This is a genomic window from Actinocorallia populi (assembly GCF_002995495.1).
Classification (GTDB): Bacteria; Actinomycetota; Actinomycetes; order Streptosporangiales; family Streptosporangiaceae; genus Actinocorallia; species Actinocorallia populi.
In genome coordinates, this window is record NZ_PVZV01000002.1 from 207,284 (window position 1) to 227,124 (window position 19,841).

At 72.1% G+C, this 19,841-nt stretch carries 17 protein-coding genes; 9 read left to right on the forward strand and 8 right to left on the reverse strand.

The window, feature by feature from the left end; all coding sequences use genetic code 11:
• Positions 1-103: 103 nt before the first annotated feature.
• The 7 genes from C2865_RS07830 (at position 104) to C2865_RS07860 (ending at position 8,595) form a co-directional block, all read left to right on the forward strand.
• On the forward strand, positions 104-2,116 hold the full coding sequence (locus C2865_RS07830) for a hypothetical protein (RefSeq protein ID WP_106397692.1): 2,013 nt from the start codon (positions 104-106) through the stop codon (positions 2,114-2,116).
• The gene (gene pelF, locus C2865_RS07835) at positions 2,113-3,534 is read left to right on the forward strand and encodes a GT4 family glycosyltransferase PelF (protein WP_106397693.1); all 1,422 of its coding nucleotides are present in this window, start codon (positions 2,113-2,115) and stop codon (positions 3,532-3,534) included. Before C2865_RS07830 ends, pelF begins: the two co-directional genes overlap by 4 nt.
• Complete coding sequence (locus tag C2865_RS07840; protein WP_106397694.1) at positions 3,531-4,892, forward strand: hypothetical protein; 1,362 nt, start codon at positions 3,531-3,533, stop codon at positions 4,890-4,892. The genes pelF and C2865_RS07840 overlap by 4 nt, the downstream gene beginning before the upstream one ends.
• Positions 4,893-4,931: 39 nt before the next feature.
• Complete coding sequence (locus C2865_RS07845; protein WP_106397695.1) at positions 4,932-5,927, forward strand: GDP-mannose 4,6-dehydratase; 996 nt, start codon at positions 4,932-4,934, stop codon at positions 5,925-5,927.
• Positions 5,928-5,947: 20 nt separating this feature from the next.
• Positions 5,948-6,661, forward strand: coding sequence for a nucleotidyltransferase family protein (locus tag C2865_RS07850; protein ID WP_106397696.1), 714 nt, complete (start codon positions 5,948-5,950; stop codon positions 6,659-6,661).
• Positions 6,658-7,509 (forward strand): NAD-dependent epimerase/dehydratase family protein, encoded by an 852-nt coding sequence (locus tag C2865_RS07855; RefSeq protein WP_106397697.1) that lies wholly within the window; start codon positions 6,658-6,660, stop codon positions 7,507-7,509. The genes C2865_RS07850 and C2865_RS07855 overlap by 4 nt, the downstream gene beginning before the upstream one ends.
• Before the next feature lie 306 nt (positions 7,510-7,815).
• The gene (locus tag C2865_RS07860) at positions 7,816-8,595 is read left to right on the forward strand and encodes a spherulation-specific family 4 protein (protein WP_157963613.1); all 780 of its coding nucleotides are present in this window, start codon (positions 7,816-7,818) and stop codon (positions 8,593-8,595) included.
• On the opposite strand, the gene C2865_RS07865 is transcribed toward C2865_RS07860, so the two are convergent.
• The 4 genes from C2865_RS07865 to C2865_RS07880 form a co-directional block, all read right to left on the reverse strand.
• Positions 8,575-10,041: a cytochrome P450 gene (locus C2865_RS07865; RefSeq protein WP_106397699.1), complete on the reverse strand. Its 1,467-nt coding sequence runs from the start codon at positions 10,039-10,041 to the stop codon at positions 8,575-8,577. The genes C2865_RS07860 and C2865_RS07865 overlap by 21 nt on opposite strands.
• Complete coding sequence (locus C2865_RS07870) at positions 10,038-10,877, reverse strand: alpha/beta fold hydrolase (protein WP_106397700.1); 840 nt, start codon at positions 10,875-10,877, stop codon at positions 10,038-10,040. Before C2865_RS07870 ends, C2865_RS07865 begins: the two co-directional genes overlap by 4 nt.
• A complete protein-coding gene (locus tag C2865_RS07875; protein ID WP_198653083.1) occupies positions 10,874-12,193 on the reverse strand; it encodes a glycosyltransferase in 1,320 nt (439 codons plus the stop codon). Before C2865_RS07875 ends, C2865_RS07870 begins: the two co-directional genes overlap by 4 nt.
• Positions 12,194-12,355: 162 nt before the next feature.
• Positions 12,356-13,249 (reverse strand): ribonuclease Z, encoded by an 894-nt coding sequence (locus C2865_RS07880; RefSeq protein WP_106397702.1) that lies wholly within the window; start codon positions 13,247-13,249, stop codon positions 12,356-12,358.
• Positions 13,250-13,307: 58 nt separating this feature from the next.
• On the opposite strand from C2865_RS07880, the gene C2865_RS07885 reads away from it, so the two are divergent.
• Positions 13,308-14,789, forward strand: coding sequence for a serine/threonine-protein kinase (locus C2865_RS07885; RefSeq protein WP_232835452.1), 1,482 nt, complete (start codon positions 13,308-13,310; stop codon positions 14,787-14,789).
• Positions 14,790-14,809: 20 nt separating this feature from the next.
• Here C2865_RS07885 and C2865_RS07890 read toward each other — a convergent pair whose 3' ends face one another.
• On the reverse strand, positions 14,810-15,349 hold the full coding sequence (locus C2865_RS07890; RefSeq protein ID WP_106397703.1) for a hypothetical protein: 540 nt from the start codon (positions 15,347-15,349) through the stop codon (positions 14,810-14,812).
• 229 nt (positions 15,350-15,578) lie between these two features.
• Between C2865_RS07890 and C2865_RS07895 the strand changes: the two genes are divergently transcribed.
• Positions 15,579-15,827, forward strand: coding sequence for a hypothetical protein (locus tag C2865_RS07895; protein WP_157963615.1), 249 nt, complete (start codon positions 15,579-15,581; stop codon positions 15,825-15,827).
• A 7-nt stretch (positions 15,828-15,834) separates the two neighbouring features.
• On the opposite strand, the gene C2865_RS39265 is transcribed toward C2865_RS07895, so the two are convergent.
• The 3 genes from C2865_RS39265 to C2865_RS07910 all read right to left on the reverse strand — a co-directional run bounded on the left by C2865_RS39265 (position 15,835) and on the right by C2865_RS07910 (position 19,824).
• A complete protein-coding gene (locus C2865_RS39265) occupies positions 15,835-16,596 on the reverse strand; it encodes a hypothetical protein (protein ID WP_157963616.1) in 762 nt (253 codons plus the stop codon).
• Positions 16,597-16,765: 169 nt separating this feature from the next.
• Complete coding sequence (gene mihF / locus C2865_RS07905; RefSeq protein WP_106397706.1) at positions 16,766-17,071, reverse strand: integration host factor, actinobacterial type; 306 nt, start codon at positions 17,069-17,071, stop codon at positions 16,766-16,768.
• 338 nt (positions 17,072-17,409) lie between these two features.
• Positions 17,410-19,824 carry a peptidase M16 family protein gene (locus tag C2865_RS07910; RefSeq protein ID WP_106397707.1) on the reverse strand — a complete coding sequence of 805 codons (2,415 nt, stop codon included), beginning with the start codon at positions 19,822-19,824 and terminating at the stop codon, positions 17,410-17,412.
• Between the last annotated feature and the right edge of the window lie 17 nt (positions 19,825-19,841).

A 19,841-nucleotide genomic window follows, 5' to 3' on the forward strand; every position in this document is an offset into this window, starting at 1 on the left:
TAGGACCGGCCCATTCCTGTTTTTGGGCCTCCGTTTACCTCTCCATGACCTTGTGGATGCCGGACCCTACAGAGGGCAACCATTCGATCACAGGAGAGTCGCAGTGAACGGTCCGCTCCTCAGGGCACTGTCGGTGCTCGCGCTCACGGCAGGCCTCGTCGCCCAGCCGCAGGCCGCCCGTGCGGCGGGCCCGCGCGTCGAGCTCAGAGTCCTCGTCGTCAGCGACGGCGGCCCGTCCGTCCGGGCGATGACCGAGCAGCTGCGGTCCGAGGGGGTGCCCCACCGGGTCGTGGACCTGAACGACGGCTCGCGGCCGGCCATCGACGCCGGCTTCCTGCAGGACACGGTGGCCGGAGCCCCCCGCGCCAGGTACCAGGCCGTCATCCTGCCCAACGGAGACCCCTTCGAGAACGACGCGGAGATGGCCGCGCTCGTCGCCTTCGAGCGGCGGTTCGGCATCCGCCAGCTCAGCGCGTACGTGTACCCGGGCGCCGCGTCCGGACTCGGCGCGCCCACCCACGCGGGCCCGATGGACGGAGCCACGGCGGAGCTGACGCCCGCCGCGAGAGCCGGAGCCTTCCGCTACCTCAAGGGCACGGTGCCCTTCGAAGACCTCGTGCCGGGCGTCACGGAGACCTACGGCTACCTCGCCACCCCGCTCCCCGGCACCGAGGGCGCCGGCTTCGAGCCCTACCTGACCAAGGACGGAGCCGTGCTCGCGGGCGTCCACACCCGTGACGGCCGCAGCGAGATGGTGCTGACGTTCAGCACCAACGCCCACCAGACGCAGTTCCGCACCCTCGCCCATGGCCTCCTCACCTGGCTGACCAGAGGCGTGCGGCTGGGCATGAACCGGCAGTACCTCAGCGTCCACGTGGACGACGTGTTCGCGGCCGACTCCCGCTGGAGCACCTCCGGGAACTGCACGCCCGGCGAGGACTGCGCCGACCCCGAGACCACGACACAACCCATCCGGATGACACCCGCCGACGTGACGCAGGCAGCCGACTGGCAGGACCAGCGCGACTTCAAACTCGACATGTACTTCAACGGAGGCGGCAGCAACGACGCCGTCCAGCAGAACGGCTCGGACCCGCTCCTGGCGGCCTTCCAGCAGAAAAAGGGTCGGTTCCGCTTCTCCAATCACACCCTGGACCACACGTACCTGGGCTGCGAACAGGACTTCACGGTGCGTCCGTGGGTCTGCAAGAAGAACGCGCAGGGTGAGACGGTGTGGGCGACCCGCCCCTACATTCGCTCGCAGTTCGCCGACAACCGCGCCTGGGCGGTGCGGAAGGGCTTCTCCTCCCAATGGGACGAGGTCGTCACGGGTGAGCACTCCGGCCTGCGGCTCCTGCCGCAACAACCGCAGGACAACCCCAACCTCAGCGGGGCGGTGGCCGACACCGGCGTCAAATGGCTCGGCTCCGATGCCTCGCGCGACTTCGAGCAGCGTCCCGTCGGCCAGGCGCTGACCGTCCCGCGATACCCGATGGCCAACTACTTCAACGTCGGCACCGCCGCCGAGATGGTCGACGAGTACAACTGGATCTACAACAGCCGCGCCGACGGCGGCAGCGGCATCTGCGAGGACGACCCGCAGACCGTCACGTGCATCGAACCCCTCGACCCGGCCACCGGATACGCCGGGCACATCGTTCCCCTGGACGCGCGGATCACCCTCTCGCACATCCTGCGCAACGACCCCCGCCCGCACTACGTGCACCAGTCGAACCTCGCCGAAGGACGGATCCTCTACCCGCTGCTGGACAGGATTCTGAGCGACTACCGCGCGGTGTTCGCCGACAACAGCCCGCTGATCAACCAGCGGATGCGTGACAACGGCGCCGAACTCAAGCGCCAGGCGGCGTGGAACGACGCGAAGAACGACGTCACCGCCTACTGGCAGGACGGAAAGGTCCACATCTCCGGCGGTGGGAGCACCCCCGTGCCGATCACGATGCCCGAAGGCACCAAGGACAGCTCCGGAGGACTGCTCGGAGGGCTCCTGGGCGGGGCGCTCGGCACCGACACGTTCGGCGTCAGGTACGGCGGCGAGAGGTCGGACTACAAGACCGGCGTCATCACCCTGACGGTCGGTGCGACGACGGTATGAACATCACTCTGGTCACCGAGGGCACCTACCCCCATGGCCATGGCGGAGTGAGCGTCTGGTGCGACCAGCTCCTCCGGGGCATGCCCGAGCACGCGTTCCGAGTGGTGGCGCTGACCGCGACCGGCGCCGAGCAACTCGCCTGGGAGCCCCCTCCGCACGTCACCGTGGAAGCCGTGCCGCTGTGGGGACCCCTTCCGACCGGTCGCGCCCCGGCCGGAAAGGACGCCCACGAGTTCACCTGGCTCTGCAGGGCACTGTTCGACCTGATCCTGGACGGCGGGCCGCCTCAGGTGTTCTCCGCCGTGCTGGAAGCCCTCCACGAGTTCGCCCAACGGGAGTCGCTGCCGGTCGCGCTCAACGGGGAAGAACCGGTGGCCGGCCTGCTCGGAGCATGGAGCGAACGACCGCTGCCCGAAGGGGTGGCACCGACCGTGTACGACGCGCTGACGGCGATCTCGCTCCTGGAGCACGCGCTGCGTCCGCTGAGCCGTCCGGCGGTGAAGGGGGACGTGACGCACGCCGTCTCCAACGGGATGGCGGTACTCCCTGCACTGGTGGCCAAATGGACCTACGGGACGCCGCTGTGCCTCACCGAACACGGGATCTACCTGCGTGAGCGGTACCTCGGCTACGGCAAGGGCCTTCCGTGGCCCGTCAAGGCGTTCATCCTCGGGTTCTTTCGCCTTCTGTGCCAGACGGGATACCAGGCGGCCGACCTGGTGACGCCGGGAAACCGCTACAACCACCGCTGGGAGACGCGGTGCGGAGCACGGCCGGAGGACATCCGGACGATCTACAACGGCGTCGACCCGGCCGCCTTCCCGCCTGCGGGAGACGAGCCGGACCGCCTCACACTGAGCTGGGCCGGACGAGTGGACCCGATCAAGGACCTGGAGACACTGATCCGGGCGTTCGCGATCGTCCACGAGCAGTTGCCAGAGGTCCGTCTGCGGCTCTTCGGCGGGGGAGACGCGGATTACCGGACCCGTTGTGAACGGCTCGCGGCCGACCTGGACATCGCGGAACACGTTGTTTTCGAAGGACGTGTGCCGGATATCCGCGATGCGTACGTGGCGGGGAGCGTCGTGATGCTCTCCAGCATCTCCGAAGGCTTCCCGTACACACTCATCGAAGCCATGACGTGCGGACGGCCGACTGTCTCAACCGATGTGGGAGGCGTCAGCGAAGCCGTGGCAGCCGTCCCGGAACGGTCGGTAGGGGAGAGCGGGCTGGTCGTTCCGCCTCGCGATCCGCAGGCGATGGCCTGGGCCGCTTTGCGGCTGCTGCGCGATCCGGAGCTACGCCGACGCATGGGGGAGGCCGCCCGTCGCAAGGCACTGGAGTTCTTCACCGTCGACCAGGCAGTGACGTCCTTCCGCGGTATCTACCGTGAACTGGCACGGACGGTGACGTCGTGAACCAGCTGCTGACACAGCCCTTTCCGGTAGAAGAACAGGACTTCGCGGAGCTCGCGGACGAGATAAGGGTCCTGCTCACCGGAGCGGTGGACACCCTGGAAGTCGCCGCAGGGCTGGAAGCCAAAGGCATAGGCGACAAAACCGCGCACCGCTACGGACAGCCGGACGTCTTCGCACTGGCTGCGCGCCTTTACGAGAGCACGGTGCGCAGACCGGCCTTCGACCGTCCTGCGGCCAACCCATGGCTCACCGACGAGCCCACGTGGCGGAGAGGGGGACGCCATGTGCTGCGCGGGTTGCTGTTCGGGCTGCCCGGGATGGGCTACGTGGCGGCCGGGCCGCTGCTCGGCAGACCGTCCGCAGGACTCGTGCTCACCCTGGCGCTGGTGGCGTGCTGGCCACTCGGCCAAGGTCTGGCCGCTCTCGCCTCCTCCAGGCCCGACCCCGGAGCGGCCCGGAGCGTGCTCCGGTACGGCGTCCTGGCCGGGACCACGGCGATGGCCGTCATCTGCGTGGTCTTCGGGGCACTTTTCGGAGCGGACACCGCCGTGGTGGCAGTGGCCTGCGCGCAGAGCCTCTACCTGCTGGCGGCGACCGCCGCGCTGGTGACCGGAGGCGAGATCTGGCTGCTGGCGGTCCTCCTGCCGGGCCTGTCGGTGTCGTTCGCAGGACCGCCGTGGCAGCTCGTCCTCGCCGGATGGACGGTCACCGGACTGGGGGTTCTGGTGCTCGCCTACGAGCGCACACGCGACGGCACAGGTACCGGAGTCTCCTGGGCGAGCCTGCGCATAGCCGTGCCGTACGCGCTGTTCGGGTTGCTCGCGGGCGGGCTGCTCACCTTCACGATCGTCGCTGCGTACACCGGATACGGGGAGCCACCGCCGACCACCAGCATCGCGATGGTCGCGTTGTCGCTGGCGATGGGACCGGCCGAATGGGTGCTCTACGGCTTCCGGGCACGCGGCCACGACCTGCTGCAGGAGAGCCACAGCCTGCAGGAATTCGGATGGCACATCCGGGTGACGCTGCTCGAACTGGTCGTGCGGTTCCTCGCCGTGCTGGCCGTCCTGCTGGGGCTGGCGTTCATGGTCGCGGAAGCGTCCCGGGGGACCCTCCAGGTGGCGGCCTGCTCCCTGCTGCTGGGAGGGGCGCTGTTCGTCGCGTTGATGCTGCAGTCCTGCGGTCGGGCGACGGCCTCCCTCGTCTGCTGCGCCGTCGCACTCGTCCTGGAGACCGCCGCCCTGGTGCTGGCCGCGCCTCCGCCCGTGGCGGTGCAGCTCGGCGGGGCCGCCGGCCTGTTCACCGTCCTGCTCGCCTATGCCGTGGTCGTCCTGGGACGCGCCACAGCACACCGCTGACACCGCCGACACCGCCGACAACGCTGACAAGGAGAAGGCATGAAGGAGACCGACCATCTGGTCGCCGTCACGGGAGCGGACGGTTTCATCGGCTCCCACCTGGTGGAACTGCTCGTCACACGGGGCCATCGGGTGCGCGCGCTCGCCCAGTACAACTCGTTCGGGTCCTGGGGCTGGCTCGACACGCTGCCACCGGACGTCCTGGCACAGGTCGAGGTCCACCTGGGGGACGTGCGCGACACCGGCTGCGTCGACACCCTGGTGAAGGGCACCGAGGCGGTCTACCACCTGGCCGCGCTGATCGCGATCCCGTACTCCTACCACGCGCCCCGCTCGTACGTGGAGACGAACGTCACCGGGACGCTCAACGTGCTGGAAGCCGTCCGCGCCCACGGCGTAAGGCGGATGGTGCACACCTCCACCAGCGAGACGTACGGGACGGCGCAAAGCGTCCCGATCAGCGAAACCCATCCGCTGCAGACGCAGTCCCCGTACGCGGCGTCCAAAGCGGCGGCGGACAAGCTCGTGGAAAGCTACTACGCCAGCTTCGAGACACCGGTCGTCACGCTCCGGCCGTTCAACACCTTCGGGCCGCGCCAGTCCGCACGCGCGTTCATCCCCACGGTCATCACCCAGCTCGCGGCGGGCGCCTCCGACATCAAAGTGGGTTCGCTGACGCCGACCCGCGACTTCACCTACGTCCGCGACACCGCCGCCGCGTTCGTCGCCGCGGCCACCGTCCCGGGGCTGGAAGGGCGGCTGTTCAACGCGGGGACCGGCCAGGAGGTGTCCATGGGGGACCTCGCCCGGACGATCGCCGTGCTGATGGGACGCTCCGACGCCCGGTTCGTCACCGACGACGCCCGCAGGCGCCCCGACAAGTCCGAGGTGATGCGTCTCGTCTGCGACAGCTCACGGCTGCGCACGGCCACCGGATGGGCGCCCCGACACAGCCTCGAGGAGGGTCTCGCCGAGACCGCCCACTGGCTCGCAGGCAACCTCGACCGCTACCGGCCCGGCGTCTACGCCGTCTGATCCCGACAAGGAGAGTTCCGATGCACGCGGTGATCCTGGCCGGAGGCAAGGGCGTCCGGCTCCGCCCCTACACCAGCACCCTGCCCAAACCCCTGGTGCCGATCGGCGACCGGTACTCGATCCTGGAGATCGTGCTGCGCCAGCTCGCCTCCCAGGGGTTCGGCTCCGTCACCCTGGCGATCGGACACCTGGGGCACCTCATCCGCGCCTACGTCGGCGACGGCGGGCGCTGGGGACTCCGGGTGCGCTACGCCGACGAGGAGTCGCCGCTGGGCACCGTCGGGCCGCTGCTGGGGCTGCGGGACCTGCCCGAGGACTTCCTGGTGATGAACGGGGACGTGCTCACCGACCTGCCGTTCGCCGGACTGCTGGAGGCGCACCGGGCGGCCGGCGCGCCGCTCACCATCGCCACCCACCGCCGCCAGGTGAAGGTCGACTTCGGGGTGCTGACCGCCGTGGGCGGCCGGATCACCGAGTTCACCGAGAAGCCGACCTTCGACTACCGGGTGAGCATGGGCGTCTACGGCTTCAACCGGGCGGCCCTGGAGGGGTACCGGCCGGGACTGCCGCTCGGCTTCGACGAGCTGGTGCTGGACCTGCTGGCCGAAGGCCGCCGCCCGCTGGACTACTCCTTCGACGGCTACTGGCTCGACATCGGCCGCCCGGACGACTACGACCGCGCGAACGCGGATTTCGGCACCCTGTGGCCCGCGCTCCTGGGCGGTGCGGGATGAGGCTGCTCCTCTTCGGCGCGACGGGTTTCCTCGGCCGCCACGTCGCGGCGAGGGCCGCCGGTCATGACGTGGTCGCGGTGTCGCGGCGGCCCGGCGCGGCGGACCTCTGGCTCGACCCGGCCGAGGACCCGGCCGGGGCGGCGGAGGCGCTGCGCCTCGTCCGGCCCGACGTGGTGGTGAACTGCGGCGGTTCCGTCGACGGCACCCCCGCCGAACTCGTGGAGGGCAACGTCACCGCGGTCTCCCGCCTCGTCGAGGCCGTCCGCGACCGGGGATGCCGCCTCGTCCACGTGGGTTCGGCCGCCGAGTACGGCCCGGTGCCCGAGGGCGTGCCCGTCGCGGAGACGACGTGCCCGCAGCCCGCCGGCATCTACGGCGTGACGAAACTGGCGGGCACCGCCCTGGCCCTGACCCTCCCGGACGCCGTGGTCATGCGCGTCTTCAACCCCATAGGCCCCGGCGCGCCCCCCGCCTCCCTTCTGGGAAGCGCCCTCGCCCAGGTGACGTCCGGCTCCCGCGAGATCCGCACGGGCCCCCTCGACACCACCCGCGACTACGTGGACGTCCGCGACGTCGCCGACGCGATCCTCGCCGCCGCGGAATCCACCGCCCACGGCGTCCTCAACGTCGGCAGCGGCCGCCCCACCTCCTCCCGCACCCTGCTCCACACCCTCCTGTCCCTGCTCCCCGGCCGCACCCTGGCGGAGACCTCCGAAGGCTCCCCCCGCTCCCCGTCCGTCCCCTGGCAGCAGGCCGACCTGACCACCACCACGACCACCCTCCCCTGGAAGCCCACCACCCCCCTCCCCACCACCCTCCGAGACCTCCTCCGAGAAGCCGGATGCTGACCCCGAAACCCCCACCCCCCACCGACAACCGAGAACACCGACCCGCCGAACCTTCCCCCGACGACGAAACCCCCCGCCATACGGACGCCGCACGTAAAGCGGGACGCCGCCCGTCGGCTCTTTCCAGGGCGTGGGGCTGTGCGGGTGCCGTCCGTGAGGCGAGGCGACGGTCCGTTGGGTTCTTTCAGGGCGGCGGGGCGCGGGGTCGTGCGGGTGTCGTCCGTGAGGCGGGATGCCGGTCCGCCAGGGGCTTTTCTGCGGAGGCGTGGTGCGGGGGCGGTCGGGGTCCGGGCGGGGGGCGTGGTGTTGAGCCGTAGGAGACTTCTTCAGGTCGCCGCGGCCGCGGCCGCGGCGCCTGCGGCCACGGTGCGGTCCGGGACCGCAGAGGGGGCCGTCGGCACCCTGGTGCCCGCCTACTTCCATCCGGCGGTCGCTCCCGGGGGCTGGCGCCGCCTGGCGGATCCGGGGCCGCACTCGGTCGTCCTCAACGTCGCCAGCGGTCCCGGTGAGGTTCCGGACCCGGTCTTCCAGCGGGCCGTCCAGGCCGTCCGAGACGCGGGGGGGACCGTCACGGCCTACGTGGACGTCTCCTACGCCCGCCGCGACCCCGCTCTGGTGGAGGAGGACCTGCGCCGCTACCGGGCCTGGTACGGGGTGAGCGACGTCTTCTTCGACCAGGCGCCGGCCGCTCCCGACGCGCTGCCCTACCTGCGCGCCGTGACCGAGTCGGCCCGCGTCTCAGGCGCCGCCCTCGTCGTGCTCAACCACGGCACCCACCCCGACCCCGGCTATCTCGCCCTGGCCGACGTCCTCGTCACCTTCGAAGGCCCCGCCTCCGCCTACCTGTCCCTCACCCCGCCCTCCTGGACCCGCGCCCACCCCCGCCACCGCTTCTGCCATCTCGTCCACACCTGCCCCTCCGGCACCCTCCTGCGGGTCCTCACCCGGGCGCGGGACCGCGCGGGCCTCCTCTACGTCACCGACCGCTCTCTGCCCAATCCCTACGACCGCCTTCCGCCCCACTTCCCCCACCTCCTGCCCTCCGGCGTCCGGTGGGGCGGGTGGTCAGCGGAGGCGGACGGGTAGGTGTTCGAAACCGCGGAGCATGGTGCCGGGAGAACGGTAGGTGGGCGTGGCGGCGGGGCGCAGGCCGGGGAAGCGCTCGAACAGGAGCGGGAAGAGGACCTCGGACTGGAGGCGGGCCAGGGGAGCGCCCAGGCAGTAGTGGGCGCCCGCGCCGAAGGACAGGGCCGGGGTGGGCGTCCGGGTGATGTCGAAGCGGTCGGGGTCGGAGACGGCGAGGGAGTCGCGGTTGCCGGAGGCCAGCAGGCCGAAGACGACGCCGTCGCGGGGAATGGGGACACCGGCCAGATGCGTGTCCCGATGGGCGGTGCGGGTGACGAGGTGGACGGGGGAGTCGTGGCGCAGGACCTCCTCGGCGGCACGGCGGGCCAGGGACGGGTCGGCGCGGAGCAGGGCGGCCTGCTCCGGGTGGTCCATGAACAGGCCGGCGCCCAGGCCCACCGCGCTGGCGGGCGAGTCGAACCCCGCGCCGAACAGCATGACGACCGTGCTGAGCGCCTCCCGCAGAACGTCCTCCCGAGCGCCCTCCCCGGCGGAACGGCCGGTCGCCCGGCCCTCCCCGGCGTGCCGGTCGCCCCTTCCGCCTTCCTCACCGGAACGGCCGGTCGCCTCGTCTCCTCCGGCGGAGCGGCCGAGTGCCTCGTCTTCCCCATCGGAACGGCCGGCTGCCACGCCTTCCCCGGTGGAGCGGCCGGTCACCTCGTCTTCTCCGGTGGAGCGGTCGGTCTCCGTGCTCTCCGGGGCGGGGTGGCGGGAGACGAGGCGGGTCAGCAGGTCGTCCTGCGGGGCGCGGAGCCGGTCGGCCAGGAGGGCGCCCAGCAGGTCGACGATCCGCTCGCCCGCCCGGTGCTGGGACGCGCGCTGCGCGGCGGTGGCCATCGGCTCGAAGACGGTGCTCGCGACGCGGGACAGCCGGGACAGCTCCAGCGCGAGGCCGTCCGGGACGCCGAGGGCGCGGCCGATGGTCAGTGCGGCGAACGGCAGCGCGAGGGTGTCCATCAGGTCGGTCTCGCGGCCGTCGCGGGCGATGCCGTCCAGCAGTTGCTCGGCCAGCAGGGTGAGGGACTCGCGGTGGGCCGAGGCGGTGCGGGCGGAGAAGTCGCCGGCGACCAGCCCCCGGTTGGCCCGGTGGTCGCCGCCGCTGCGGAAGGCCATCGACCGGTAGATGCAGGAGGTGAGCGGCTGCCGCCGCCAGCCCGGCGACAGCAGGTCCAGCCGGGCGTGCGACAGCGGGCCGAAGTCCCGGTGCCGCAGCAGCAGCGCCACTTCGGCGTGGGCGGCCGCCACCCACGCCTCGCCCAGACCGGGCAGCCGGATGGTGTGGACGGGCGCGAGCTCGCGCAGCCGCCGGTAGTCGGGGTACGGGTCGGCCTGGGGGCGGGGCCGGATCAACCGGAGGAAGACGCGTTTGGCCGTGGCCCCCGCGGGGGCGGGCGCGGTCACCGTCACCGGCAGACCTCCCGAGCGGTCTCCAGCAGGCTCAGCAGCGTCATGACCGTGGCCTCGGGCCGCTCCACGACGGGGCTGTGCGCGGCGCCCGGCAGCACGACCTCGGTGGCGCCGAGCCGGACGGCCATCTCGTGGTAGGCCTCGTGGCTCCACAACCTCCGGTCGCGGGAGCCGTACAGCACCAGCACCGGCACCCCGCTGGCGGCCAGCTCCCCGGTGAGGTCGGGGGTCAGGCGCATGGAGTCGGCGGTGCCCTGCACGTAGGCGTGGTTCATCGTCTCGAGCTTGTTGCGCCAGAAGCCGGCGGCGAGCTCGTCGCCCTCGGGCAGCAGCCGCTGCACGGTCGGCCACATGCCCATCAGGCCGGTGGTCGCCAGCATCCCGTCGAGCTTCACCCACATCGCCCGGTGCCGCAGCCCGTGCATGTGCGGGCCGCAGCACACCAGCGACAGGCTGCGGGCGAGCGCGGGCCGGTCGAGCACGGCGCGGCGGGCGACCAGCCCGCCCATGCAGTGCCCCAGGTAGTGCACCGGCCGCTCGCCGACGAGCTCGACGAGGTCGGCGGCGAGCAGCTCCAGGGTGTAGTCGTTGTAGGAGTCCAGCCCGGTCGCGCTGAACTGGTCGGTGTAGTCGTAGGCCCAGCAGTCGTACCCGGCGGCGGCCAGCAGCGGCATGACCAGCCGGAAGTCCTCCTTGGAGCCGAAGTGCCCGGGGACCATCACCACCGTCTCGCCGCGGTCGCGTCCCGCGGCGGCGGGATGGCGGATCGCCTCGACGGTGCCGCGCCGCAGGCGCAGCAGATGTCTTTCGAAGCCCTCGGGGAGCGGAAGGATCACAACTTCACCATCGTTTCCGGTGATTCGGGGAATTCGGGAAAATCAGCTGACCCTGCGGGCATCCCGGGCAGGACGCCCTGCACGGGCCCGGTGGACGCGCCGAGCAGCCGCAGCGCCTGGCCGGTGCCGTCCTCGGCCCGCACCCGCCGCCCCAGCTCCTCGGCCCGGTAGGTCAGCTGCAGGTCGTTCAGCACGGCGTCGAGGGCGGGCACCAGGCCGCGCACCGACAGCTCGCGCAGGCTCGGCGCGGCGGCCGCCACCTTCAGGTGCCGCATCCGGCGCCCCCAGAACGGCTGGTCGAGCCCGGCAGGGCAGATGACCTGCGGCACACCCGCCGCGGCGGCCGCGCCCGTGGTGCCCGCGCCGCCGTGGTGCACCACCCCGGCGCACCGGGGGAACAACCAGTCGTGCGGGACGTGCCGCACCAGGTGCACCCGGTCGGAGTTGACGACACCGCGCAGCCCCCGGTACCCGCCCGCCAGCAGCACCCGTCCGCCGGCCTCGGCCGCGGCCTCGACGATGATGCGGGCCAGCCGCTGCGGCTCGGGCAGCGGCATGCTGCCGAACCCCACGTACACCGGGGGCTCGCCCGCCTCCAGGAACTCCCGGAGCCGCCGCCCCGGGGTGAAGGGCGCCTCGGGCAGCCGCCAGTAGCCGGTGAGGTGCGCGGCGGCGGGCCAGTCGGACGGCCGGGGCAGCACCTGCGGGCTGATCGCGTGCAGCACCGTCGCCGGCTCCCCGTCCGGGCGCACCAGAGGGTCGCGCCAGCCGGACCGCCTGCGCAGGCCCAGCGTGTGGTGCCGCCAGTGGTCGAGCTCCTGCGCCCAGGACCGCAGGAACACCCGGCGCGCGACGGAGTAGGAGGCGCGGGGGAAGGGCAGGCGCATCCCCCACGCCGGGGAGCTGAAGGCGCGGGTGGGCAGGATCGTGGGGATGGGGGCCGCGACCACCGACGGCACGCCCGCCCAGTCGGCGAGGTGGTGGCCCAGGGGGAGCATCGGATGGTGGACGACGACGTCGAAGTCGCCTTCGGCCGCCCGCACCACGCTCTCCAGCGCCGCCGGGGCCAGCGCGCCCAGCGCCTGCGCGAACCGCAGGAACTGCCGCACCCCGAACGCCCCCTCCAGCGCGTCGGAGACGCGCAGCATGTCCAGCTCCAGTGGGGCGAACGGGACGTGGTGCGTCTCGGCCAGTTTCTGGAACAGCAGGGGCGCGGCCAGCAGCGGCTGGTGCCCCTCCCGGCGCAGCCTCTCGGCCAGCGCGACGAACGGCAGCACGTCCCCTTGCGACCCGACGGTCAGCAACAGCACTCTCATGTCACTCGATCCCCCCTGGAGTGTCACTGAAAGTAACCATAGGGGATCGGATCTGAGAAGACGCGCCATTGCGGGAACGCCTGTGGATTGTTCAGCGAGCGACAGCGCGTCCAACCGCAGGGAGCGCGCCGTCAGGCGTGCATCTCTCCTGCGGAAGAAATATCAGTCGCCGGTCCGGCGGCGCGGCGGCAGCGGGATCCGGTCGAGGTCGCGGGCGAGCACCGCGCCGGGGAAGCCCGCCTGCTCCAGGAAGAGCGGCTCGTCGGCCTCGGTGTACCGCTCGGAGAAGTGGGTCAGCACCAGCCTGCGCACCCCGCACTCGCGGGCGACCCGCCCGGCCTGGCGCGCGGTCAGGTGCCCGTGCTCGGCGGCCTGGCGCTCCTCGGAGTCGAGGAAGGTCGACTCGATGACCAGCAGGTCCACCCCCTCGGCGAGCGCGAAGACGTTGTCGCACAACCGCGTGTCCATGACGAACGCCATCTTCTGCCCCGGTCGCGGCACGCTGCACTCCTCCAGCAGCGGCCCGCTGAGCCGGCCGATCTCCGGCCCCCGGATGCCGTGCTCGCGCAGCTTCTCCGGCAGCATCGTCCGGCCGTCGGGTTCGGCCAGCCGGTAGCCGTACGCCTCGATCCCGTGGTCGAGCCGCAGCGCGGTGAGGGTGAAGCCCGCGCCCGCCAGTTCCGCTCCGCCGCCCTGGACGGGATGCTCGGCGATGTCGGCGGTGTCGTGGAAGGACGCCGCGTGCCGCAGCCGCTCCCAGTACGCCGCGCCGCTCGCCGGATAGACCGCGTTCACCGGATGCGCGACGCCGTCCCGCGCGATCCGCTGCACGACGCCCGGCACGCCCAGGCAGTGGTCGCCGTGGAAGTGCGTGACGCACACCCAGTGCAGGTCGTTCGCGGCCAGCCCGGCGTGCGACATCTGCCGCTGCGTTCCCTCGCCCGGGTCGAAGAGCAATCCCTGCCCGTCCCAGCGCAGCAGGTAGCCGTTGTGGTTGCGGCGCCGCGTGGGCACGGCGCTGGCCGTGCCGAGGACGAACAGCTCCCTGTTGGACATGCCCCCATCCTGGCGCACGGGCCTGCCCCGCCGGCGCCGCGCCCGGTATCGTCGCCCCGTGCCCCCCGAAAAGATCATCGTGGACCGCTACGAGCTGATCGAGCCGCTCGGCAGGGGCGGGATGGGCGCGGTGTGGCGCGCCCTCGACCGGCTCCTGGGCCGGGAGGTGGCGCTCAAGGAGGTCAGCCCGCCGCCCGGCGTCGACCCCGCGCCCCTGTACGCCAGGATCATCCGCGAGGCCAGGTCCGCGGCCCGGCTCGACCACCCCGGCATCGTGACCGTCCACGACGTCGTGGAGGAGGCCGGGCGGCCGTGGATCGTCATGCGCTACGTGCGGGCCAGGTCGCTGGACAGGGTGCTGGCCGAAAGCGGTCCGCTCTCCCCGTCCGAGACGGCCGTGCTCGGCCTGCAGCTCCTGGAGGCGCTGCGCGTCGCGCACGCCGCGGGAGTGGTGCACCGCGACGTCAAGCCCGCCAACGTCCTGATGGAGAGCGGGCGCGCGGTGCTCACCGACTTCGGCATCGCCAGCCTCGTCGGGGATCCCGAGCTCACCCGGACGGGCGTTCTCATCGGCTCCCCGATGTACCTCTCTCCCGAGCAGGCCAGACGGCGTCCCGCACTCCCCGCGTCGGACCTGTGGTCGCTCGGCGCCACTCTCTACGCCGCGGTGGAGGGCCGTCCGCCGTTCAACGGCGAGGACGTCATCGGTGTCCTGTCCGCCCTGCTGACGGAGGAGCCGGACCCGCCGCGCCGTGCAGGCCCCCTCACCCCGGTGCTCGCGGGCCTGCTGCGCAAGGACCCCGACGAGCGCCTCCACCCGGACGACGCGGCGCGCCTCCTGGCCGAGGCCGCCGCGCCCGACGGCTCCGTCCGGCTCGCAGGCACCGATCCCGGAACGTGGTCGTGGACAGGGACGCTGCCCCCGACCGGGCCGCCACAGTCGAAAGAAGGACGCAACCGCCACCTTCCGGTGCTCGCCGGAGGCTCCGTGCTGCTCCTGTCCACCGTCATAGGCCTCTTCGCCCTCTCCCAGCAGGGAGACGAACCCGACCCCAAACCGTCGATCACCTCTGTCGTGCAGTCCACGTCCACAGAGGCCCCGACGTCAGCGTCGGCGTTGAGAGAGGATGAAAAGGAGCACAAGGGCCGCGACTACACGGCGGCCATCCCCGCGGCCTGGACCAGCAAGGACGAAGAGACGGCCCTCGCCCCGGTGAAGGACGGGCGAAGTCTCGGCATCGTCGTCGCGTCACCGCCCACGACCTTCGGCCTGCGCCAGGAGCTGGAGGCCGCCGAAACGAAGCTCGACTATCCCGGCTACCGGAAGGTGGGAGACATCAGGAGCGTCTCCCAGCAGGGCCTGGAGGCTTACGAACTGGAGTTCACCTTCGTCCAGGACGAGCGGCCGGCCCACGCCAGGGTGCGGATCTTCACGGTGCTCGGCCAGAACTTCCAGGTGATGCTGATGGCCAACGAGGAGCGCTGGCAGGAGGGGCAGCCGGTCTACGACCGCTTCCTGGAGACGTTCCGCGCGGGCTGAACGGCCCGTCCCCGGCGCGCTCAGCCGACGGGGGCGAGGGCGAGGCGGGGGGCGGCGAGGGTGCCGTCGGTCAGGGGGACGATCCACTGGTCCCGGTAGAGGGCGAGCAGTGCCAGGTGGAGGTCGTCCAGACCGGCGAAGCCGCAGACGTGGCTCTCGTGCACGAAGCTCGCCTCCCGGTCGGAGGTCTCCACGCCCTGGAAGTCCAGGGCTGCGGCCTCCAGCACGGCGAGGTCGGCGGGGATGAAGTCGCCGTAGCGGGTGGTGACCGCCTCGCAGTACCGTTCGCCCTCCTCCCAGCCGGACATCCAGTCCGACACCCAGGGCAGGGCGAGGAACTCCGCGCGCCCCCACACCAGGCCGGTGGCCGGCAGCCAGGCGGGCGACCCGGAGGGGTCGACGAGCGCGGCCAGCTGGGCCAGTGTCAGCGGAGGGTCGGCGGGCACCAGCCGGTACCCGTCCGGGTCGTAGGAGTCGTCCGGGACAGGGGGACGGGGGACGTTGGCCGTGCAGCGCCAACGCACATGGCGGACCTGCCGCCCGGCCCGCGATCGGCCCATCGCGCAACCCTCCGTACTCCCACGAGCCGTTCAGGACGCTGCGATCCTAGACAGGACGAACCGATCACGTCCCGCCTGTCCAGCCGTTAAGACGAATCGGCACCGTACCTTTACCGAATTTCCGGCCCTCCTGACCGGCCTGTCACCCCCGTCGCGGTGACCGCCGCCTGAAGGATCCATTGCCCGCAGCGGGGTTTCACCCGTGAACCGGAGGGCGACACTCGAGATCATGGTCGAAGCTGCGAGCAGACTGCTCAGAGACGTCGCGTGCTGGTACCTGGGGGAGGCGGGCCGGGAACGGTTGAAGCCCTGCCCCGACCAGTGGAAGATCAAGGAGTGGGAGAGCCGCTGCGACTTCGTCCTGCTGGAGCGCGAACTGCTGGACGTGGCGCGGTACGACGAACTGGAGCGCATCATCGCGCACTACGGCGCGCTGCTGTCCCGGCTGATCGAGGACTACCGCGCCGACCGCCACTGACCGCCCGTCACGGCCCCCACAGGACCGACGTCCAGGCGGGGCAGCCGAACAGCGGCAGCAGCAGGCCGTGGCACTCCCGGTACTCCCGCGGGACGGGCCCGGGGTCGAGGGACGTCCTGCGCTCGGTCGGGACGGGCGCGGCGGACGGCGATTCGGTCGAGGCGGCGCGGGCGGCGGAGGGCTCGGACCGGGTCTGAACGGGTGAAGGCTCCCCGGTGCTCCGCGTGAGCGCGGTGCTCGAAGAGGGCGAAGGGACCGTCGTGGGGGACGTCGCGGCCGCCACTGTCTCCGCGAGCCGCGCGGCGTCCGTGCCGGACGGCCGCGGTCCGCCGGCCTCGGTGGGCGCCCCGGTCTCCGGCCGCCGCGTCTCTTTCGCCTCCCGGGGGTCGGGCCTTCCGCCGGAGGGCGTGGGCGCGGGCCGCGGAGCCAGCGCGGGCCGCGCCGGGGGCAGGGGGCGCGACGTGGCCGCCGGCGTCAGGCGGGGCCCGGCGGCGAGGGCCCGGGACGGCTGGTCCGACGACCCCCGGGGGGCGGGCGCCGGGCTCTTCGGCGGGCGGAGCGCCGACTGGGCGATCTCCTCGGGCGGGGCGGACGGCCCGGAATCCTCGATGTTCGTGACATGCCTGACGAGCGGTACCGGGCCGGGGGGCTGGTGCAGCAGCCCGGCGGCCATCCACGACAGGACGGCCAGCACGGGCAGGCCGAGGGCGGTGGCCCTCCTGCCCCGGTACTCACTGCGAGCGGCATGCAACGCTGGGTATCTGCGCACGGGGGGAACCGTCGCACACCGCGAGGGGAACCGGCCAGGAATTATTCATCTTTTGTTATGGATCACTTGGTGATCGGACGGTCACTGCGCGTGCTGATATCCGGTCTAACCGGAAAAAGACAAAAAAGCCCCGCCGCGGTGTCCGCGGCGGGGCCCATGCGGGTCCGGATCAGCCGATCTCGGCCAGCAGCTTGGCGCGCTGCTGCTCGCCGAGGCCGCCGACCCGGCGGTTCTCGTCGATGCCCAGCTTCTCGATGAGCGCGGCCACCTTGGCGGGGCCGTAACCCGGCAGGGCCTTCAGCACCTGGGTGACCTTGGTCTTCTTGGCCACGGCGTCCTCGCGCGCGAGCACGTCGCCCAGGCTCAGCGTCCCGGCCTTGAGGGCGGCCAGCAGCTCGCTGCGCGCCTTGCGGGCCTCCTGGGCCTTGGCGAGAGCTTCGGCCCGCTGCTCGGGGGTCAGCGTCGGCAGAGCCATCGTTTCTCCTCATCGTCGTCGAACCGCCCATGCCGTCGGGCCGGGCGTTACGACCCATCATGGCGAACCGCGTGACCCAATGCCCACTTGAGCAGCGGATTAGTTCGATTCGACGTGGTCCGGTGACCGAACGTGATCACGCTCGGCCCGCTGCTCCAGCAGGGCGGCCACCGCGAGGGCCCGCAGGGACCGGGATCGAAGGGGGGAATCAGTAGTTTCTTCGCGTCGCCGTCGGATGACGGTGTCCAAAAACTCCTCCTGACATGGCTTGTAGGCGGTAGTGATACACCGTGTACAACAATCTGGGACGTCTGTTATTCCCGGGACGAGAAAAACGTTCAGCCCAGGCCGAGCAGATTGCGCGCCTGCCTGTACTCCTTCTCGCTCTCGCGGGCGTACAGCCAGGCCAGCGACAGGTCCTTGCGGGGGTGCGCCATCGACAGGTGGTGGCGGGCCCGGTCGAGGTCCCGCACGTGGTAGAAGGCCGCGCCGAAGTACTGGTGGGCCTCCTGAGCCTTGGGGTGGTTCTGCGGCGCCGCCAGGAACTTCGCGGACGCCGCCACCAGCCGTCCGTAGATGTCGGGACGCGCCAGGTGGACGCGCGCCTCGTCGTCGGAGGCGACGGCGGTCTCCAGGCAGACGGAGGCCACGATGGCGTTCAGGGCGTGGCCGGGCGGGGCCCGGTGGAGGGTCTCGTCGGCGAACTCCAGGCTCTCTGCGTCCGAACCCTGCCATTTGGCGGCCAGGACCTGGGCACGGTTGTAGTGCGCCGGGTACAGGTACGGATCACGCCGCACGACCTCGGCCCAGTAGCGGTCGAGGTCCGGCCGGGGGAGCTGCATGCCGAGCCCGTAGAACTGCAGGGTGTCCCAGGGGGCCGGGTCGTCGGGCAGCAGGTGCGCGGCGCGCAGCAGCGGCTCGCCCGCCTGGGAGAGCACCAGCCAGAACCGGGTGAACTGCTCCCGCGCCACGTACTCGGCCCGCGCGTCGCTGCGGATGCGCCACGCCTCCTGGATGCGCGCCGAGCCGGCCCACAGCAGCAGGTCGGGATCGTCGGGGCGAGCGGCGCGCAAGGGGCCCAGGTCGGCGGGCGAGCAGGCGTCGGAGAGAAAGGACAGGCGGCGGTCCCGCAGATCGTGCTGTCCGCGGCTGGCCGCGAGCACCGCCAGGCCCGCCTCGGGCCGTCCGGCACGCACCGCGGTGAGCGCCTCGGCGAGCGGGGGATCGGATTCGTCCGAGCGCCTGCGCTTGAACAGGCCCCGGCGCTCCTGCTCCGGAGGGGGAGCGGTCAGCGACAGCGGCGGTCCGCCGTCCTCGGGCCGGGGCGCGTGCTCGCGCGGCGGCATCCGGACGAAGGCGTCGGGCCGTACGGACCGGTCGACGGCGTGGACGAGCGGGGCGGCGTCCCGGAACAGCCCCGGCTCGACCCGGACGGTGACGCCGTCGGGTCCGAAGAGCTGCCGTGCACCGTCCGGCCAGGCCAGGACCGCGGTGCAGTCGGCGTACCGGATGGTCGTTATGGCCGTCCCGGACACCTTGGTCAGCCCGGCGGGGGCCGCGATGAGGTACTCGGAGCCGCTCCAGGGATGCAGGACGTGTCCTTCCATCGCGTACGGCGAGTGGCCGGGCGCGGCCTGGTACCGCCGGTCCGCGGGCTCCACCCCGGGAGGGAGCGCGAGCAGCGCCGAATCCCGCACCTGGACGCCGGTCCGTCGGACGTCCTGCGGAGTCACCCGCAGCATCCGGTCGAGCTGCTCGCGGGGCGTGCGGACTGCGGCACCCATCAACTCGTCCCAGGCGACCGACGTGACGAGCGCCGTGGCGGCGTCCCGGTGCTCGAAGTTCTCCCGCGAGCGCTCCTTGGCCTCCGCCAGCTCCGCTTCGCCGACGGGGTGGGAGGCCAGGCCGTCCACCACCTCCAGGAAGGCGGTGGCGAGCTCGTCGAAGACCGACTGGAGGCCGTCGGCGAAGGCGACGATCTCGGCGGTGTTCGCCTCGTCGGGGCGGTACTCGACCGAGGTGGTGTAGCTCAGCGCGCGTTCGCGGCGCAGCACGTCGTGCAGCCTGCGCTGGAGGACCTGCCGGTAGAGGGAGGCGCCGGGGCCGCGCTCCACCTCGGCGTGCAGCATGAGGCCGTCCAACGGCATCGGGAAGTGGGCGGGGAACCGGGGGAGCACCGGCGCGGACGGTGCGGTGGGGCGGCGCGGTCCGTCGGGGAGGTCGAGGACCAGGCCCTCCGGCGGCGGGCCGCCGGAGAAGGCGAGCACCGCATTTCCCCGGGTGAACCAGTACCTCGTCCAGGAGGCGATCAGTTCGGGGGAGATCTCAGGCAGTCCGAGCTCGTGGTAGCCCAGCAGGCCGCGGCCGCGGGAGCCGTACCGCCACAGCAGCAGGTCGCCGAGCGCGCGTCCTCCCTGGCCGGCCTCCTCGGTGCGCAGCACCTGCTTTTCGGCCTCCAGGCGCTCCATGGGCGGGCGGGCCAGCCCGGCGCAGACGCCCTTGAGGTAGCGGGCGACCTCTTCGGGGGAGCCCTGCTTGACGAACATGGTGGTACGGGCGTCGACCATGCCGTTGAAGTGCCGTTCGACGCCGCCGAGTTCGTACAGGGCCAGGTGCTCGACGAGGTGGGTGATCCCGCTCCGGGCCAGGGTCTCGTCGGCACGGCCCACGCGGAACATGAGCGCCGCCCGGTACTCGGGCCCGTCCGTCCAGTAGGCGGGGACCCCTCCGACGTCGGTACGCGTGATCTCCACCGTTCCTCCACGTTCGC

Bases quoted from the DNA above. Each gene is read 5' to 3' on its own strand.
- pelF (WP_106397693.1), top strand. From the start codon at position 2,113: ATGAACATCACTCTGGTCACCGAGGGCACCTACCCCCATGGCCATGGC.
- C2865_RS07845 (WP_106397695.1), top strand. From the start codon at position 4,932: ATGAAGGAGACCGACCATCTGGTCGCCGTCACGGGAGCGGACGGTTTC.
- C2865_RS07850 (WP_106397696.1), top strand. From the start codon at position 5,948: ATGCACGCGGTGATCCTGGCCGGAGGCAAGGGCGTCCGGCTCCGCCCC.
- C2865_RS07855 (WP_106397697.1), top strand. From the start codon at position 6,658: ATGAGGCTGCTCCTCTTCGGCGCGACGGGTTTCCTCGGCCGCCACGTC.
- C2865_RS07875 (WP_198653083.1), bottom strand. From the start codon at position 12,193: ATGAGAGTGCTGTTGCTGACCGTCGGGTCGCAAGGGGACGTGCTGCCG.
- C2865_RS07880 (WP_106397702.1), bottom strand. From the start codon at position 13,249: ATGTCCAACAGGGAGCTGTTCGTCCTCGGCACGGCCAGCGCCGTGCCC.
- C2865_RS07890 (WP_106397703.1), bottom strand. From the start codon at position 15,349: ATGGGCCGATCGCGGGCCGGGCGGCAGGTCCGCCATGTGCGTTGGCGC.
- C2865_RS07895 (WP_157963615.1), top strand. From the start codon at position 15,579: ATGGTCGAAGCTGCGAGCAGACTGCTCAGAGACGTCGCGTGCTGGTAC.
- mihF (WP_106397706.1), bottom strand. From the start codon at position 17,071: ATGGCTCTGCCGACGCTGACCCCCGAGCAGCGGGCCGAAGCTCTCGCC.